The following is a 16,697-nucleotide window of genomic DNA, read 5'->3' as shown; positions in this document are numbered from 1 at the left end:
AGGAGCTGCAAGGATGAGAGCGAAAGTCTTCCTGCTGGCGGGCGCGGCGATCTGCGCGCTCGCCGCCCCGGCCTCGGCCGGCAAGTCGAACGACACGCTGACCTGGGCGATCAGCCAGGAGGCGCCCAGCATCGACCCCTACTACTCGCAGACGCGGGAGTCGGTGGTGATGTACCGGAATGTCTGCGACAACCTGCTCTATCGCGAGCCGAAGTCGGGCGAGTACCAGCCGGGCCTGGCCACCGCGCACCGCTGGGTCGACGACCTGACGCTGGAATTCGACCTGCGCCGAGGCGTCGTCTTCCATGACGGGCGCAAGTTCTCGGCCGCCGACGTCGCCTACACCTTCAACCACATCGCCAACCCCGACAACGCGGTCATCGCGCAGTCGAACGTGAAGTGGATCAAGAGTGCCGAGGCGATCGGCGAGGACAAGGTCCGCATCCTGCTGAAGGAGCCGTTCCCGGCGGCGCTGGAATATGTCTCCGGCCCGCTGCCGATCCTGCCGGCCGGCCACTACGACAAGGCCCCGCCCTTCCGCGCCGGCGCGCAGGGCAAGGCGCCCAAGGATTTCGGCGCGGTCAAGACGATCTGCACCGGCCCCTACAAGGTGCGCTCGATCGACCCGGGCGAGGGCGTGATGCTGGAGAAGCACGCGGCCTATTTCGACGGCTCGCGGCCCAAGCCGACCATCGGCAAGGTCCATGTCCGCACGATCCCCGACCTCGACACCCAGCTCGCCCTGCTGATGACGAACCAGCTCGACCTGATCTGGGACGTGGCGCCCGACAAGGCCAAGCAGCTCGACGGCCGTCGCGGCGTGGCGGTGAAGCAGGTCTCGATCAGCCGGCTCAACTACCTGCAGCTCGATGCCGCAGGCCGTGGGCCGAAGTCGCCGATGCTGGACCTGCGCGTCCGTCAGGCGATGAACCACGCCATCAACAAGCAGGCGATCGCCAAGGGCCTCGTGGGCGAGGTGTCGGAGGTCATCGAGGCCGCCTGCTACCCGACGCAGTTCGGCTGCACCCAGGACGTGCCGCGCTACGCCTACGACCCGGCCAAGGCCAAGGCCCTGCTGGCCGAGGCCGGCGTGCCGGACGGGTTCGAGGTCGACCTCTACTCCTATCGCCAGCGCGAATATGCCGAGGCGGTGATCGGCGACCTGGCCAAGGTCGGCATCAAGGCCCGCCTGCGCATGCTGCAGTACGAGGCGCTGCGGCCTAAGTGGCGCAGCGGCGAGGCACAGCTCATCCAGGGTAGCTGGGCGTCCTACGGCATGAACGACGTCTCGGGCTCCGCCAGCTACTTCTTCCGCGGCAGCCCGGACGACCTGGCCCAGGACAAGCAGGTCATCGAGTGGCTGACGATCGCTGACACCAACACCGACCCGGCGGTCCGCAAGGAGAACTATCGCAAGGCGCTGATCCGCATCGCCGAGCAGGCCTACTGGGTCCCGCTGTTCACCTCGGCCAAGTACTATGCGATGTCGGGGCAGCTTGAGTTCACGCCCCACGCCGACGACCTGCCGGAGTTCTCCGCCAGCCGCTGGAAGTAGCCGGGCAGGGGCGGGGTGGAGCGTTCCATCCCCGCCCCTCACTCGCCCCCGTCGATCCCCGTTCCCCGATCCCGGACCCGCCATGACCCGCCCCACCGGCCCCTTCTTCGACCGCACGCCGCTGCTGATGCCGGCCCGCTCGCCGGCCCTGCCGCGCCCCTACGTCTTCGACGCCCGGCCGCGCGCGCTGCGGGGCAAGGTCGTGGCCTTTCTCGCCAAGCGCTACGTCGACATGCTCTACGTCACCGGCCTGTCGCGGACGGCGGCCGACGGGCGCATCCGCCTGCGCGCCATCGGCCAGTCCGGCGACCTGACGACCGAGCCCGACCTGGCGCCCCGCCAGGCCGAGCTGGAGGCCGCCTGGAAGGCGGGCGCCATCGCCGTCGCCCATGACGACGGCGATCGCCGGGTGACCGTCACCTGGACCGACCCGGCCTTCGGCGAGCCGGTGCGGGGCTCGGCCATCGCCCGTCCCGGCTATGGCGGGATCGTGCTGGGCGAGCGCGCGGAACTGGCGTTCGAGCCCACACCGATTCGGCGGGCCCCGGCCGTGGACGGGCCGTGGGGCAAGGGTGCGCCCGCCGGTTCGCCCGCACTGGAGCGCGCGATAGACGGGCTGCTGTCGTCCTCGCCCGGCATCTATGGCGTGCTGGTGGCGACGCCGGAGAGTATCCTGGCCGAGCGCTACGGCGCCGAGGGCGCGCCCGACCGGCCGACGCCTAGCTGGTCGATGACCAAGGCGGTGACCGCGACCCTGATCGGCCGGCTCATCCAGGAAGGGTGGCTGGGCTCGGTCTACGACCCCGCGCCCGCGCCGCTATGGACCGATCCGCGCGACGTCCATCGCCTCATCACGCTCGACCACCTGCTGCGGATGCGCTCGGGCCTGGCCTTCCAGGCGGTCGACGAGAAGGGCGAGGGGGCGCTCTATTTCGAGAACAACTTCGTCTACTACAATGGCGAGGATGCGTTCGACACGGCCCAGCGGGCGATCGTGGCGACGCTGCCGGGCTCGACCTATCGCTACATGAATACCGGCCTCAACGTGCTGGGTGCGATCATCCGCGACCGCATCGAGGCCCGCGGGCTGCCCTATCACGAGACGGTCTATGGCCTGCTGGCCGACCGCATCGGCATGGCCGGCTACCAGCACTCGGCCGATTGCGTCGGCAACTTCATCGGCTCGGGCTCGGGCGCCGGCACGCTGCGCGACTATGGCCGCTTCGGCGCCCTCTTCCTCCAGGACGGGGTATGGGACGGGCAGCGCCTGCTGCCGGAGGGCTGGGTCGACTACGTCACCAGCCAGACCCATGTCGGCTCGGAATATGCCGCCTGCTTCCGCAGCAACGTCAACGGCACCTTCCCCAGCCTGCCGGCCGATACGGTCTGGGCGTCGGGCGCCTCCGACCAGCGCATCATCCTGCTCCGCCGCCAGCGGGTGGCGATCGTGGTGACGAACGAGACCGAGCACCCGATGGACCTGGCCGCGCTCGACGGCGTGGGCCGGGCGGTACTCGACCTCTGACGGTCAGCGGACGGCCGGCATCGCCGCCGGCCGTCCGAACCGGCGGCGGTAGTCGGCCGGCGACAGGCCCATGACCCGCTTGAAGACCCGGCGGAAGCCGCCCGCATCCTCGTAGCCGACGACGGCGGCGATCCGCTCGACGGTGTCGCCGCCGAATTCCAGCAACTCGCGGGCCCGCGCGATGCGCAGGCGCTGGTGGTATTCCGTCGGCCGCAGGCCGGTCGCCTTGACGAAGCGGCGCAGGAAGGTGCGCTGGCCCAGGCCGGCGCGCCCGGCCAGGTCGGCCACCGCTACCGGCTGGGTGGCCTGCGTCTGCAACCAGTGCTGCACGCCCAGGATCGCCCGGTCGCCATGCTGCAGCCGCGGCGCGAAGCCGCTGTAGAAGCGCTGCTCGCGCCCGGCCGGGTCGAACAGCATGAAGCGCGCGGTATCCAGCATCACCGTCGGCCCCAACAGCCGGTCCACCAGGGAGAGGCCCAGGTCCGCCCAGGCCAGCACGCCGCCGGCGGTGACGATGTCGCCGTCGTCGATGACGACCCGCTCCGGCTCGATGGCGATGCCGGGGAAGCGCCGCCCCAGTTCCTCGGCGAACATCCAGTGGGTGGTGGCGCGGCGGCCGGCCAGCAGGCCGGATTCCGCCAGCAGGAACACCCCGCCACAGACCGCGGCCGCGATCGCCCCCTGGGCGTGGCGGGCGCGGACCCATTCGACGCTGGCGGGCGAGCAGCCGGGCGCCATCGGCGCCATCTGGGTGGCCGGCAGGATGACCACGGCCGGCGGGCCGTCCGGGCCGGGATGGCTGTCGAAGGTGCAGGCGACGGTGTCCGATCCGGGATCCGCTTGCCAGTGGCGGACGCGCAGCGCGGGCGTGGTCCGCCCGCCTCGGGCCCCGGCGAAGTGGTTGGCATAGGAGAAGAGGTCGGTCAGGCCATGCACGGTCGTCGCCTGCGAGCCGGGAAAGCGGATGAGGCCGATCTCGGCCGGCCGGTCAGCCCGCATCTGTCACCTCCGGCTCCGATATTGTCACTTCCGTCCATCCCCCGGATGTGGTGCGCGCGATAGCCTGATTGCCCGTGCAAATTATGGGCTAGCCGCCAGAGCTCCACCCCTCGGCGACGGCCGGCGCATGCTTGCGGTCACTCCAGAACGAGGTAGCGCGTCGCGATGAAAGAAGAAACATTCGCAGGACAGGGCGGAGTCCGGATCTTCATGCGGTCGTGGCAGCCGCCGGCCGCCGCGCGCGCCGTGCTGGTCATCTGCCATGGCGTCAATTCCCACAGCGGCCAGTATCTCCGCTCCGCCGAGCAGTTCGCCCAGGCGGGGTTCGCCGTCTACGCGCTCGATCTGCGCGGCCGCGGCAAGTCGGAGGGGCGGCGCTTCTACGTCGACGACATCGCCGAGTACACGAGCGACCTCGGCCACGTCATCCGGCTCGCCAAGGCGCGCGAGCCCGGCCTGCCCGTGTTCCTGCTGGGCCACAGCGCCGGCGGCGTCGTCTCCTGCACCTATGCGCTCGACCACCAGCGCGAACTGGCCGGCCTCGTCTGCGAGAGCTTCGCCTTCAAGGTGCCCGCACCCGACTTCGTGCTCGCCATCATCAAGGGGTTGAGCTGCCTCGCTCCCGGCCTGCCGGTGCTGACTCTGAAGATGAAGGATTTCACCCGCGACCCCGATGCGCTGCGCGCGCTGGATGCCGACCCGTTGACCAAGGGAGAGGTGCAGCCGGCCAAGACCGTGGCGGCCCTGGTGCGCGCCAACGAGCGGCTGAAGCGGGATTTCGCGACGATCACCCTGCCGGTGCTCATCCTGCACGGCACGGCCGACAAGGCGACGGTGCCCGCCGGCAGCCAGATGTTCTTCGACCGGGCGGGGGCGAAGGACAAGACCCTCAAGCTCTACGAGGGCCACGCCCACGACCTGCTGAACGATGTCGGCCGCGACCGGGTGATGGCGGACATCCTGGGCTGGATAGACGCCCGGTTGCCCTAGCGAGGCGGAACGGCCCGCCCCCTCAGTGGAGGGCGGGCCGCGTCGTATCAAGAAATCAGGGGCGCAGCCAGACGTCGCCCAGGTCCTGGTAGATCATGTGGAACGGCGACATCGACCAGTTCCGCACCCGCTGGTTCATCACGACGATGCGATGCCAGTAGAGGAACGGCACGGCATAGGCCTGGTCGAGAGCCCGGAACTCCAACTCGCGGATCAGCTTGCGCCGTTCGGCCTGGTCGGTGGTCTTGGCCTGCAGGTCGAACAGTTCGTCCAGCTTGCGGTCGGTGTGGCGCGAGAACGCCTGCGGCGACCGGTCGGTCGAGATGTACTTGATCGCGCCGGTGTTCGGATCGGGGCTGTAGTCGGTGAAGGAATCGATGATCACGTCATAGTTGCCGCTGCTCATCGACGAGAAATAGGCGGCCAGTTCGAGCTGCTGGTGCTCGACCTTCACGCCGATCTGGCGCCACTGGTCGATCAGGTAGATCCCGTTGGCGACGTAGGGGGCGATGCTGCGGTTGGCCAGCGTGAAGGTCAGGTTCTCCTGGCCGGCCTCCTTCAGCAGGCGGCGGGCCTCGGCGCGGGCGGCGACCATATCCTTGCCGAAGCCGGGCAGCTTCACCAGCTCCTCGTCGGTTGAGGCATAGGGGCTGCCGGGGGGCAGGATGCCGCCGACGTTGCGCAAGGGCGAGATGCGGCCGAGCGAGGCGCCGGCACCCCAGCGGTCGATGGCGATCGACAGCGCCTTGCGCACGCGCGCGTCGTTGAACGGCGCCTTCTCGTTGTTGAAGGTGACCAGCATGTGCAGGAGCCACGGCTCCTCGAAGACCTGGGCGTTCTGGCCCAGTTCGCGCACGATCCGGTCCCGCTCCGGCGGCGACACGCCGCGGAACTCGGCATCGACCTGGCCGCCGGCCAGCGCGTTCAGCATGGCCGACGACGACATGGTGATGGCGCGGAAGCCGTCGAGATAGGGGTGACCCTTGCGGAAGTAGCCGTCGAAGCGCTCGCCCGTCCAGGTGGAGCCGGCGACATGGCCGGTGAACTTGAAGGGGCCGGTGCCCAGCACGTTCTTGGCTGGGAAGTTCGGGTCGGCCTTGAGCTTGGCGGCGCTGAAGATGCAGTTCCAGGGCGAGGCCAGGTTGTTGAGGAAGGCGACGTCGACTTCCTTCAGCTTGAAGACGACGGTCAGCGGGTCGGGCGTGGAGATCGAGTCGAGCTTCACCATCGAATCGCGGCGCGCCGAGTTGATGCCGGCGGGGGGATTGGCGATGCGGTCGTAGCTGGCCTTCACGTCCTCGGAGGTCAGCGTCGTGCCGTCGTGGAACAGCACCCCCGGGTGCAGCTTGACGGTGTAGCTGAGGTTGTCGGGCGAGACGGTCCAGCTCTCGGCCAGGTCGCCGACGATGGCCGGGTACTTGTGCGGCTCGTACTTCAGCACCGTCGAATAGTGCGGTGCCATGCGCTGGATGACGGCGAAGGTGGACGAGGCGTGGCAGTCGTAGGTCGGCGGCTCGGCGGCGATCGAGAAGTTCAGGGTGCCGCCGCGGCGCGGCTGCTCCTGGGCGATGGCGACCTGGCCGGCGGCAAGCAGCGCCAGGCCGGCGGTCAGCAGGGTCTTGGCTATCATTCCTGTTTTTCCTCCCCAATGGGCCGGCCCCGATTTGCCGGGTGCCGGTTCTGTGATGCTCGGTCGTATGGTCGGTGGCGAAGCTCTCCGGTCGGATGGCGGGTCGAATGGTGACAGGAGGCGGCGCGGGTCGGGCCGCCGGACCCGGCGGCGGCGGGCGCCTGCGGGTCGAACTCGATCTCATATTTTATATTATTATCCGTCCAGCTTACCCACGGTGGAACGGCGTGCAACCCTTTCCGGCAGCCGGGCGCTGCCGGTAGACGAACTAGGCGTCCGACAGCAGCCCGATGGCGGCTGCGGCGGCATTGCGCACATGGTGGACGGCGGCCGCCCGCGCCCGTGCGCCGTCGCGCGAGGCGAGCGCGGCCATGAGTTCGGTCAGTTCGGCGATGCTGTCGGCGCTGCGGCCGGGCACCTGGAGCGAGGTCGCGCGCAAGAGCATGACGCGCGCGTTCAACATGCGCAGGCTGATGCCCAGCGCCTCGTTGCCCGACCCATCCACCAGGCAGTCGTAGAAATGGTTCTTCGCGCGCAGGCGAGCCAGCGGGTCGGCATCGTCGAACGAGGCCTTCAGCCGCTCGAACGCGGCTGCGAGTGCCGCGCGCTGCTGGTCGCTGGCATGCTCGGCGAAAAGCTGGCAGGCCAGCCCCTCCAGCTCGATGCGCACCTGGTAGATGCCGTGGGCCTGCTCCACCGTGACCCGGGCCACGACCGGCCCGCGATGGGGCAGCACCTGGATCAGCCCTTCGGACTCGAGCTGGCGCAGGGCCTCGCGAACCAGCGTGCGGCTGACCCCGGTCATCTCGCACAAGCCGCGCTCGGGCAGACGCTCGCCCGCCTTGAAGCGGCCGATGGCGATGGCGTAGCGGATGCTCTCGGTCACGCTGTGGCGCAGCGGGGCCGCTACCCGCTCTACCCGGAAATCATGCTCGGGAAGCCCCGTATCGTTCATCGGTCCTGACCTGCTCCCTGGTATCGCGCCGCCGCCGGCAGGGGCCGCGGCGCTTCCGGGCCGCATTCTACCCCATAACCGCCAAAGGAACCGCGCGCGCCCGGTGACTGGCGCGCGCGGACCCGATCCCGGCGATGGTCCGGCATCCGACGCAAGCGGGATGCCAGGGCTGCCGTTCCCTACTGCGCCGGCTTGCCCAGCGCCTCCTGGATGCGGCGGACATAGGCCGGGCCGTCGACGCCCACTTCCTTGGCGCGTGCATACCAGCTGTCATAGGCGGCCTTGGAATACTGCGCGGCATTCACCTGCTTGCGGGCCTCGGCCGGCGCCGTCCAGGGCTCGATGCCATGCTTCTTCATGTTGTCGAGCGCGGCCTGGACGAAGGCGCCGTAGGTGCCGAAGGCATCCTTCTCAAGCCCCTCCATGGCGCCCTTCACCTGCTCGCGCACGTCGGCCGGCATGCCGGCCCACTCGGCCTTGTTCACCAGGATGGCCCAGCCGGTGATCGTGCCGATGCCCCAGTCCTGCACGTTCTTGGCGATCCGCCAGAACTCCATGGCGCCGCCGACGCAGGTCGAGATGAAGACGCCGTCGATGACGCCGCGCTCCAGCGCCGGCATGATCTCGGTCGGTGCCATCGGGGTCGGCTTGGCGCCCAGCGCATTCATGTGGGCGGCGGTCTGCGGGTTGTGCACGCGCAGGCGCTTGTTCTTGAAGTCCTCGACCGTGTGGATCGGCGTCTTGGAGAACAGGCGCGTCGGGCACCAGGCGCCCTCGGCCAGCACCACCGCCCCCCACTTCTCGTCCCAAATCTTCGCCACGTCCTTGGCCCAGAAGGCATTCCGCACCTTCTGGTACTCGTCGATGTTGTTGATCAGGTCGGGCAGGTTGAAGATGCCCATGCGGGGCTCGTCGGCCGCCAGATAGGTGTGCAGGGCGGCCGACATCGGCAGCCGGCCGTCGCGCACGGCCGATGCGATCTGCGCCGGCGCCACCAGGCTGTCGCTGACGGTGATCTGGACGCGGCCGTTGGTGGCCTTGCTCACCCGCTCCGGTACGCTGGCCGTCATCGCCGAATAGGCGTCGCCGGGCGACACGATGATGCCCATGGTCAGGTCGATCTTCTGGGCCAGTGCGGCCGGCGCCGCCAGCAGTCCCGCCAGCATCGCCACCGCGGCCATCCGGCCAATCTGCACGCCTGCGCGCATCTCTTTCGCTCCGGTCATCCTCATTCCCTCCCGCTTCTGCCGATATTCATGGGCCGTCAGCAGCGCGGCACAGCCGCGCGTTGCCGCGTCACCATCATTCAATCATACAATATGACCATAGGATTGCATGTCAAGCGGGCCCCATGCTAACCGTCCGGGCAGCCCAATCGCCCGACCAGGGGCCGGAGATACGACCATGGCAGACGCAATCGCAGCCGGCTCCCACCCGATTCCGGCGCATCCCGCCGCGCCGGACGGCGAGCGCCCGGTCATCGTGCGCGGGATCGACCGGCTGTCGGACCTGGCGGGATTCATCAGTACAGTGGCACTGGCGGTGATGACCGGCGTCGTCGTGTTCGAGGTCGTATCGCGCTACGTCTTCAACGCACCGACGACCTGGGTGACGGAGATCGGGACCTACCTTTTCGTCGCCATCGTCTTCCTCGGGCTGGCATCGGCGCAGCGCGCGAACGCCCATGTCCAGGTGGAGATCGTGGTCGACCGGCTGTCCCCGGCGCGGCGCAACGCGCTGGAACGGGTGACGCTGTGGCTGGGCCTCATCTTCGTCGTCTTTGCGGCATGGCACACGGCGCGCTTCACGTTCCTGGAATATGTCCACGACGCGCGCGACTGGGGCCTGCTCGGCACGCCGCAATGGCTGCCCCAGCTACCGATGACCGTCGGCCTGCTGCTCTTCGCGGCGGCCATGCTGCGCGACATCTACCAGTTGCGCCCGCCCGCCGGCGCAATCGCCCGCTGGACGCTGCCGCTGGTGGCATTGGCGCTGGCCGCCATGCTCGTCTACTTCGGCCGGTCGGACTGGCGCATCCCCGGCACCCGGTTCGACTGGGGCACCATCGCCATCTGTGCCGCCATCCTGGTCGGCATGGTGGCATGGAGCGGCGTGCGCACCGCTGCCGCCGTCACCATCCTCTTCGGCGCGCTTGCCGTCGTCTTCTACCTGTCGCGCGGCACGTCGCTGCTGTGGCTCGGCAGCCTGCTCGGCCTGACGCTCGTCGTGCTGCTGGTGATCGGCGTGCGTGTCGCCTTCGCCATGGGGCTGGTCGGCCTGCTCGGCCTCTATTTCCTGCTGCCGATGACCCAGCTCCCGGTGCTGGCCGACCGCTCCTGGACCAGCATCAACACTTTCACACTGACGGCGGTGCCGAGCTTCGTGCTGATGGGCGCGCTGCTGGTCCGCAGCGGCATCACCACGGACCTGTTCGATGCCCTGGTCTGCTGGTTCGGCCGCACGCCGGGCGGCCTGGCTCATGCCAGCGTCGCCGCGGCGGCCACTTTTGCGGCCGTCTGCGGCTCCAGCCTGGCGACGGCGGCCACCCTGGGGTCGGTCGCGGCACCCGAGATGGTGCGGCGCGGCTACAGCCCGCGGCTAACCTATGGCGTGGTCGCCGCCGGCGCCACGTTGGGCATCCTTATCCCGCCCAGCATCGCCATGATCATCTACGGCAATGTCGTCGGCGTCGCCGTAACCCAGCTCTTCCTGGCCGGCGTCATCCCCGGCCTGCTGCTGTCGGCCCTCTTCATGGTGACGGTCTTCGTCTGGGGCCTGCTCGTGCCCAGCGCCATTCCGGCCGGGGAAACCTATCCGCTGCGTCGGAAGCTCGCCTCCGCGATCGGCGTGCTCCCCTTCATCATCCTCATCCTGGCCGTCCTGGGCTCGCTCTACCTGGGCATCGCGACGCCGACCGAGGCCGGCGCCATCGGTGCGGTCGCGGCCCTCGTCATGGCGATCCAGCGCGGTCGGCTCGACTGGGCTGGCTTCTACGGCACCCTGCTCGACACGGTGAAGGTGACCGCCTTCATCATGCTGATCGTCGCCGGTGCTTCGGTGATGAGCTGGGTCTTCGACTTCCTGCGCCTGCCGCGCGCCATGGTCCAGCTCGTCACCGACGCCAACCTGTCGCCCGCCCTGGTCATGCTGATCATCGTCGTCATCTACCTGGTGCTGGGCTGCTTCATCGAATCGATCGCCATGATGATGATGACGCTGGCAGTCACCTTCCCGGTCATCGTCTCGATCGGGCTGGACCCGATCTGGTTCGGCGTCGTCCTGGTCCTGCTCATCGAGATCGGTCTGGTGACGCCGCCGGTCGGTCTTGTGCTGTTCGTGCTCCGCGGGATGAGCGGCAGCGTGCCGCTGCGCGACATCTCCTATGGGGTGCTGCCCTATATCGGCGTGATGCTTGGCTTCATCTGGCTGCTCTACATCTTCCCCGACATCGTCACCTGGCTGCCCAGGACGATCGGCTGACCGGCCAAGGAACCCGTCCATGATCTCCCGCCAACTCGCCCGCTTCCTCGTCGCCTCCCGCTGGGAGGACGTGCCCGCTGCCGCGCGCCACGAGGCCCGACGCTCGCTCCTCAACGTCTTCGGCACGGCATTGGGCGGCAGCGCCGACCAGGCGAGCCGGCGTTCGGCCGCGACGCTGGTGCCGTTCTCCGGCCCGGCCGAGGCGACTGTGATCGGCCGGCCGGAGCGGGTCGACTGCCTGACCGCCAGCTTCCTCAACGCGCTGGCCGGCAACGTCTTCGACTTCGACGACACCCACCCGGAAACCATCATCCACCCTTCGGCCCCCGTCGCCCCGGCGCTCTTCGCGCTGGCCGAGCGCCGGCCGATGACGGGGGCGGCCCTGCTGCACGCCTTCGTCCTGGGGGTGGAGGTGGAATGCCGGTTGGGCAACGCCGTCTCGCCCTTCCACTACAAGCGCGGCTGGCACATCACTTCGACCTGCGGCGTGTTCGGGGCGGCAGCGGCCGCCGGCCGGGCGATCGGGCTCGACGAGGAGCGCATGCTGTGGGCGCTGGGCAATGCGTCGGCCCAGTCTTCCGGCCTGGTCGAGACGCTGGGCACCATGGCCAAGAGCGTCGGCGTCGGCCAATCGGCCCGCGGCGGGCTGCTGGCGGCCTTCCTGGCCGAGAACGGGGTCGAGGGGCCGGAGCTGCCGATTGAGGGGCCGCGCGGTTTCCTGCGCGTGATGGGGCACGAGGCGGACCTGGCCCGCGTCGCGGACGGGCTGGGGCAGGATTGGGAGATGCCCAAGAACAACTGCAAGCCCTATCCCTGCGGCGTCGTGCTGAACTCGGTCATCGACGCCTGCCTGGAGCTGCGCGCGGGCGGCCAGGTGCCGGTCGACGCGATCCGGGCGATCACGGTCCTGGGCCACCCGCTGCTGCGCGAGCGCGCGGACCGGCCGGCCGTCACCAGCGGCCGCGAGGCCCAGGTCAGCGCCCAGCATGCCGTCGCCGTGGCCCTGCTCGACGGGGCGGCGGGGGTGGTCGAGTTCTCCGACGCGCGCGTGGCTGCGCCCGACGTGCTGGCCCTGCGCGACCGCGTCGCCGTGCGCGAGGCGCCGGGCATCCCGGTCGAGGGCGCCCGGGTCGAGGTGCTGCTGGCATCGGGCGAGACGGTCGTCCAGGTGGTGGAGGCCGCGCGCGGCAGTGCTGCCCGGCCGCTGTCCGACGCCGAGTTGGAAGCGAAGTTCCGCACGCTGGCCGCCTATGGCTGCCCCGGCTTCGACCCCGACCCGCTGATCGCCGCCCTGTGGGCGATCGAGGACGCGCCCGACGCGGCCGCCATCATCCGGCTGGCCGCGCACGGCTGAACGCAAACGGATGAAAGGCGGGCGCTCAGCGCGCCTGCCAGCCGCCGTCGATCGGCACCGTCCCGCCGGTCATGTCCTGGCCGGCCGGGCTGCACAGGAAGACGACCAGGGCGGCCACGCTCTCCAAGGCTACGAAGCGCTCGGTCGGGTGGCGGGGCGCCAGGTAGTCGCGCTCGGCCTCGGCCTGTGGGATGCCTTCCTTGCGGGCGATGACGGCGATGCGGTCGAGGATCGCGGGCGATGGCACCGTGCCCGGGCAGATGGCATTGCAGGTGATGCCCGTGCGCGCCGTCTCGATGGCGATGGCCCGGGTCATGCCGATCAGCGCCGTCTTGGTCGTCACATAGTCGATGCGGTTCTCGGCCCCGCGCGCGCCATAGATCGACGACAGGTTGATGATGCGGCCCCAGCCCCTGGCCTTCATGCCGGGCAACGCCAGCCGCACGGTGTGAAAGGCGGCCGACAGGTTGACCGCCAGCGAGGCATCCCACTCGGCGGCCGAGAAAGCCTCGATCGGCTGGAAATGGCGGATGACCGCATTGTTGACCAGGATGTCGACGCCGCCGGAACGCGCGATGGCGCGCGCCATCATCGCCTCGATCCCGGCCGGGCGGGCGAGGTCGGTGCCGTCGAAGACGACCCGGGCGCCGGTCTCTCCGGCCAGGGTCGCGGCCGCGGCCTCACCATCGTCCGGCGCGCACAGGCCGTTCAGGACGATGTCGGCGCCGGCCGCCGCCAGCCCGCGCGCCATGGCATAGCCCAGCCCCGCGACCGAGCCGGTGACGAGCGCGGTGCGTCCGGCCAGCATGACGGTCACGGCAGGTCCTTCGGGCTTTCGTCGAGCCGGACGGCGATGCCGGCCAGCTCGGGCGAGACGGGGGGATAGATCTGCATCACCAGCGGATCATGGCCCGGCACCACATGCTTGGGCGAGTCCGCCAGGCGGTGGATGGTGCGAAAGCCCTCCAGCATCTCGCCGACATTCACCACCGCCGGGAAGGGCTGGGGCCGCAGCATGTTCATGTAGAGGTGGGCGGCATCGGAGGCGACCACGACCCAGCCGCGCCTGGTCCATACCCGCACCACCTGCAGCCCGCCGGTATGGCCGCCGATGCGGTGCAGCGACAGGCCGTGCGCCAACTCGGTCACCCCGTCATGGAAGGCGACGCGGCCGGCATAGACGTGGCGCACGAACGAGACGACATCCTCCACGTGATAGGGGTGGCGCAGGAAGCCGTGGCACATGCAGCGCCCGGTGGCATAGGCGGCCTCGGTGTCCTGGACATGGAAGCAGGCGCGCGGGAAATCGGTCAGCGTGCCGGCATGGTCGTAGTGCAGGTGGGTCAGGATCACCGCGTCGACCTGGGCGGCGTCGATACCCAGCAGGGCCAGCGCCGCATGGGGCTTGCGGATCAGGTCGCGGCCGCGGGCCTGCGCCTGCTCGGTGTCGAAGCCGGTGTCGATGACGAAGGTGCGGTCCGAGCGCCGCGCGACCCATACGAAATAGTCGAGGTCGGAGGCCTCCTCGTGGAAGTCGCCGCCGATGGCGTTGTCGGACGCCTTGCGGCGGGTGTGGTTGGCATAGCGGATCGCGAACAGCTCGAACGGCTCCGGCGCGCCCCATTGCGGGGCGGGTGCTGCGGTCATGGGCGGCCCCAATTCTTCTTGCATGGCCTTCTGGCAGAGCCAATTTCACCACACAATCATATCGTCTTACAATCCTATTGACGGCACTTCGGCGCCTGCCTATGGATGATCGGGGCCAGTCAGCGTTCGGCGCTGTGCGTCAAGCCGCCGGATCGCGTTCGAGGCCAGTTCGTATTCGGGAACGACGCCATGGCCGATCCGGCCGGGCGCAGGAGGATGATCAGTATGGCAAGCCAGCTTCTCGGCTTCGTCGGTGTCGGCCGCATGGGCGGCCCCATGGTTTCCCGGCTGATCGCGGCCGGCTATCCCGTCGTGATCTTCGACACGCAGAAGGCCGCGACCGATCCGCTGGTGGCGCTTGGCGCCACGCTCGCAGCCTCGCCCCGCGACGTCGCCGACCAGGCGGAGATCGTGCTCGTCAGCCTGCCCACGCCCGACATCGTCAAGGCCGTGGCGCTCGGTCCCGACGGGGTCGCGGCCGGTGCCAAGGTGCGGGTGATGATCGACCTGTCGACGACCGGCCCGGGGGCGGCCACCATCGTCGCCGCCGGTCTGGCCGAGAAGAACATCGTCGCCGTCGATTCGCCGGTCAGCGGCGGCATCAAGGGGGCCGTCGCCGGCACCCTGGCCGTCATGGTCTCCTGCCCGCCCGCGACCTACGAGGAGGTCACGCCGATCCTCCAGACCTTCGGCAAGCTCTTCTATACCGGCGAGAAGCCGGGCCTGGCCCAGACCGCCAAGCTCGCCAACAACCTGATGGCCGCGGCCGCCCTCGTGATCACGTCGGAAGCCATGGCGATGGGCGTAAAGGCCGGGCTCGACGCCCGCGTCCTCATCGACATCATCAATGTCAGCAGCGGCCGCAACAGCGCCAGCCAGGACAAGTTCCCGCGCGCCATCCTGCCCGGCACCTTCGATTTCGGCTTCACCACGGGCCTGTCCTACAAGGACGTGCGCCTGTGCATCGACGAGGCCGAGGCGCTGGGCGTGCCGATGGTGGTGGGTGCCGCCGTGCGCCAGATGCTGGCGGTGACCCAGGCCAAGTTCGGCGCGTCGTCCGACTTCACCTCCATCGCCAAGGTGCTGGAGGAATGGGCCGGGGTGGAGATCCGCGGCTAGGATCCGGGCAGGAGAGGCCGCCGCCATGGCCACCACCGCCGTCGGGTCGACGCGAGCCATGGTTCGCGCCGCGCGCGCGGCGGACCTGATGGCATTCGATGGGGCGGCATTCGACGGGGCGGTGGTGGCCAAGCTGAAGGTCTGCCTCCTCGACTTCCTCTCCTGCTGCCTGGAAGCCCGCGATCTCGCTACCAGCCGCCAGGCGCGGGCCACGGCCTGCCCGGTGGCAGGGGGCGTGCCGGTGGTCGGCACCGATCTGCGGTCGACGCCGGGCGATGCCGCCTTCGCCAACGCCACCGTGGGCCACGGCCTGGTGCGCGAGGACATGCATGCCGGCAGCATCGGCCATCACGGCGTGGTGGTCTGGCCGGTGCTGCTGGCGCTCGCCCACCATCGTCCCGTATCCGGCGCCGCCTTCCTGAAGGCGGCCCTGGTCGGCTACGAGGCGGGCGCCCGCCTGGGACGGGCGCTGTTCGATGCCGACCTGGCGCGGCTTTTCCGGCCGACCGGCGTGGCCGGGCCGGTCGGCGGCGCCTTGGCCGGCGCCATCCTGCTGGACCTTGGCGAGGATGCGGGCGTGGCCGCGCTGGCGCTCGCCGCCAATACGGCCTCGGGCCTGAACCAGTGGCCGCACACGGGTGCGGGCGACATGTACTTCCATCCGGGCTTCGCCGCCCGCAACGCCATCCAGGCGGTGATGCTGGCGCAGGCCGGGGCGCACGGGTCGGAGGCGATCCTGGAGGGCGAGGCGGGTCTCTTCGCCGCCTTCCGTCGTGGCCCGCCGCGGATGCCGGCCACCCTCTTCGCCGACGGCACGGCCGAGATCCTGGCGGTCTACAACAAGCCCGTGCCGGCCTGCAATTTCGCCCAGACCGCCTGCCAGGCGGCGGTGGGGCTTGCCGGGGAGATCGGCGACCCCGCCGCCATCGCCAGCCTGACGATCGACCTGCCCGATGCCGCCATCCGCTATCCCGGCTGCGACTTCGCCGGTCCCTTCGAGCGTCCGCTGCAGGCCAAGATGAGCATCCAGTACGGCGTTGCGGCCGCATTGCGCCACGGCGTGGTGGCCGAGGCCAACTATGCCCGGCTGGACGATCCGCCGGTGCTGGCCCTGGCGCGCCTGGCCCGGCTCCGCCGCGACGACGAGCTAACCGCCGCCTTTCCCGGCCGCCAGGGGGCTGAGGTCTCGGTCGTGCTGACGGACGGCACGCGGCTGGCGCGCCGGCTCGACGACGTGGTGCCGGCGACGGCCGACGAAGTGCGGGCGCGCTTCCTGGCCGCGGCCGCCCCCGTTCTGGGCGCGGCCCGCGCCGGCGAGATCGCCGCGCTGATCGACGACTGCGAGGGGCTGGACGATGCCGGGCGGATCGCCCGGCTGTGCCAGGTGGACGACGTGAAGACGTAGCGATCCCGCGCGCCGGGCTCGGCGCGGGGATGGGCGAC

At 69.9% G+C, this 16,697-nt stretch carries 13 protein-coding genes; 7 read left to right on the top strand and 6 right to left on the bottom strand.

The annotated features are described in order from the left end of the window. The first annotated feature begins 13 nt into the window (after positions 1 to 13). Positions 14 to 1,555: an ABC transporter substrate-binding protein gene (locus STVA_RS23195; protein ID WP_123692536.1), complete on the top strand. Its 1,542-nt coding sequence runs from the start codon at positions 14 to 16 to the stop codon at positions 1,553 to 1,555. Positions 1,556 to 1,637: 82 nt separating this feature from the next. After that, a complete protein-coding gene (locus STVA_RS23190) occupies positions 1,638 to 3,080 on the top strand; it encodes a serine hydrolase domain-containing protein (protein ID WP_170216593.1) in 1,443 nt (480 codons plus the stop codon). A 3-nt stretch (positions 3,081 to 3,083) separates the two neighbouring features. Here STVA_RS23190 and STVA_RS23185 read toward each other — a convergent pair whose 3' ends face one another. Continuing rightward, on the bottom strand, positions 3,084 to 4,079 hold the full coding sequence (locus tag STVA_RS23185; protein WP_123692532.1) for a GlxA family transcriptional regulator: 996 nt from the start codon (positions 4,077 to 4,079) through the stop codon (positions 3,084 to 3,086). 210 nt (positions 4,080 to 4,289) lie between these two features. Between STVA_RS23185 and STVA_RS23180 the strand changes: the two genes are divergently transcribed. After that, positions 4,290 to 5,069: an alpha/beta hydrolase gene (locus STVA_RS23180; protein ID WP_197735722.1), complete on the top strand. Its 780-nt coding sequence runs from the start codon at positions 4,290 to 4,292 to the stop codon at positions 5,067 to 5,069. Between the two features lie 55 nt (positions 5,070 to 5,124). Here STVA_RS23180 and STVA_RS23175 read toward each other — a convergent pair whose 3' ends face one another. From STVA_RS23175 to dctP, 3 genes are all read right to left on the bottom strand, one after another. Further along, complete coding sequence (locus STVA_RS23175; RefSeq protein WP_123692528.1) at positions 5,125 to 6,699, bottom strand: ABC transporter substrate-binding protein; 1,575 nt, start codon at positions 6,697 to 6,699, stop codon at positions 5,125 to 5,127. Positions 6,700 to 6,967: 268 nt separating this feature from the next. Beyond that, positions 6,968 to 7,654, bottom strand: coding sequence for a GntR family transcriptional regulator (locus STVA_RS23170; protein ID WP_123692525.1), 687 nt, complete (start codon positions 7,652 to 7,654; stop codon positions 6,968 to 6,970). Positions 7,655 to 7,833: 179 nt separating this feature from the next. After that, positions 7,834 to 8,880 (bottom strand): TRAP transporter substrate-binding protein DctP, encoded by a 1,047-nt coding sequence (gene dctP, locus STVA_RS23165; RefSeq protein ID WP_197735721.1) that lies wholly within the window; start codon positions 8,878 to 8,880, stop codon positions 7,834 to 7,836. 178 nt (positions 8,881 to 9,058) lie between these two features. On the opposite strand from dctP, the gene STVA_RS23160 reads away from it, so the two are divergent. Both STVA_RS23160 and STVA_RS23155 read left to right on the top strand, forming a co-directional pair. After that, entirely contained in the window at positions 9,059 to 11,134 is a 2,076-nt protein-coding gene (locus STVA_RS23160) for a TRAP transporter large permease subunit (protein ID WP_170216592.1), read from the top strand. A 19-nt stretch (positions 11,135 to 11,153) separates the two neighbouring features. Beyond that, complete coding sequence (locus STVA_RS23155; RefSeq protein WP_123692519.1) at positions 11,154 to 12,488, top strand: MmgE/PrpD family protein; 1,335 nt, start codon at positions 11,154 to 11,156, stop codon at positions 12,486 to 12,488. 25 nt (positions 12,489 to 12,513) lie between these two features. Here STVA_RS23155 and STVA_RS23150 read toward each other — a convergent pair whose 3' ends face one another. Beyond that, the gene (locus STVA_RS23150; RefSeq protein WP_123692950.1) at positions 12,514 to 13,296 is read right to left on the bottom strand and encodes an SDR family NAD(P)-dependent oxidoreductase; all 783 of its coding nucleotides are present in this window, start codon (positions 13,294 to 13,296) and stop codon (positions 12,514 to 12,516) included. Between the two features lie 5 nt (positions 13,297 to 13,301). Continuing rightward, positions 13,302 to 14,135, bottom strand: a complete 834-nt coding sequence (locus tag STVA_RS23145; RefSeq protein WP_123692517.1) for an N-acyl homoserine lactonase family protein — start codon at positions 14,133 to 14,135, stop codon at positions 13,302 to 13,304. A gap of 225 nt (positions 14,136 to 14,360) precedes the next feature. On the opposite strand from STVA_RS23145, the gene STVA_RS23140 reads away from it, so the two are divergent. After that, a complete protein-coding gene (locus STVA_RS23140) occupies positions 14,361 to 15,254 on the top strand; it encodes an NAD(P)-dependent oxidoreductase (protein WP_123692948.1) in 894 nt (297 codons plus the stop codon). Positions 15,255 to 15,279: 25 nt separating this feature from the next. Next, positions 15,280 to 16,659, top strand: a complete 1,380-nt coding sequence (locus STVA_RS23135; protein WP_197735720.1) for an MmgE/PrpD family protein — start codon at positions 15,280 to 15,282, stop codon at positions 16,657 to 16,659. The last annotated feature ends 38 nt before the right edge of the window (positions 16,660 to 16,697 follow it).

The organism is Stella humosa (assembly GCF_006738645.1).
Classification (GTDB): Bacteria; Pseudomonadota; Alphaproteobacteria; order ATCC43930; family Allostellaceae; genus Allostella; species Allostella humosa.
Note: the sequence above shows the minus strand (reverse complement) of the source record. Positions and strands in the feature narration are given on the sequence as shown.

Coding starts and splice junctions, on each gene's coding strand:
- STVA_RS23175 (WP_123692528.1), bottom strand. CDS start 6,699: ATGATAGCCAAGACCCTGCTGACCGCCGGCCTGGCGCTGCTTGCCGCC.
- STVA_RS23170 (WP_123692525.1), bottom strand. CDS start 7,654: ATGAACGATACGGGGCTTCCCGAGCATGATTTCCGGGTAGAGCGGGTA.
- STVA_RS23135 (WP_197735720.1), top strand. CDS start 15,280: ATGGCCACCACCGCCGTCGGGTCGACGCGAGCCATGGTTCGCGCCGCG.
- STVA_RS23145 (WP_123692517.1), bottom strand. CDS start 14,135: ATGACCGCAGCACCCGCCCCGCAATGGGGCGCGCCGGAGCCGTTCGAG.
- STVA_RS23150 (WP_123692950.1), bottom strand. CDS start 13,296: ATGCTGGCCGGACGCACCGCGCTCGTCACCGGCTCGGTCGCGGGGCTG.
- STVA_RS23180 (WP_197735722.1), top strand. CDS start 4,290: ATGCGGTCGTGGCAGCCGCCGGCCGCCGCGCGCGCCGTGCTGGTCATC.
- STVA_RS23140 (WP_123692948.1), top strand. CDS start 14,361: ATGGCAAGCCAGCTTCTCGGCTTCGTCGGTGTCGGCCGCATGGGCGGC.
- STVA_RS23155 (WP_123692519.1), top strand. CDS start 11,154: ATGATCTCCCGCCAACTCGCCCGCTTCCTCGTCGCCTCCCGCTGGGAG.
- STVA_RS23185 (WP_123692532.1), bottom strand. CDS start 4,079: ATGCGGGCTGACCGGCCGGCCGAGATCGGCCTCATCCGCTTTCCCGGC.
- STVA_RS23195 (WP_123692536.1), top strand. CDS start 14: ATGAGAGCGAAAGTCTTCCTGCTGGCGGGCGCGGCGATCTGCGCGCTC.
- STVA_RS23190 (WP_170216593.1), top strand. CDS start 1,638: ATGACCCGCCCCACCGGCCCCTTCTTCGACCGCACGCCGCTGCTGATG.
- dctP (WP_197735721.1), bottom strand. CDS start 8,880: ATGACCGGAGCGAAAGAGATGCGCGCAGGCGTGCAGATTGGCCGGATG.
- STVA_RS23160 (WP_170216592.1), top strand. CDS start 9,059: ATGGCAGACGCAATCGCAGCCGGCTCCCACCCGATTCCGGCGCATCCC.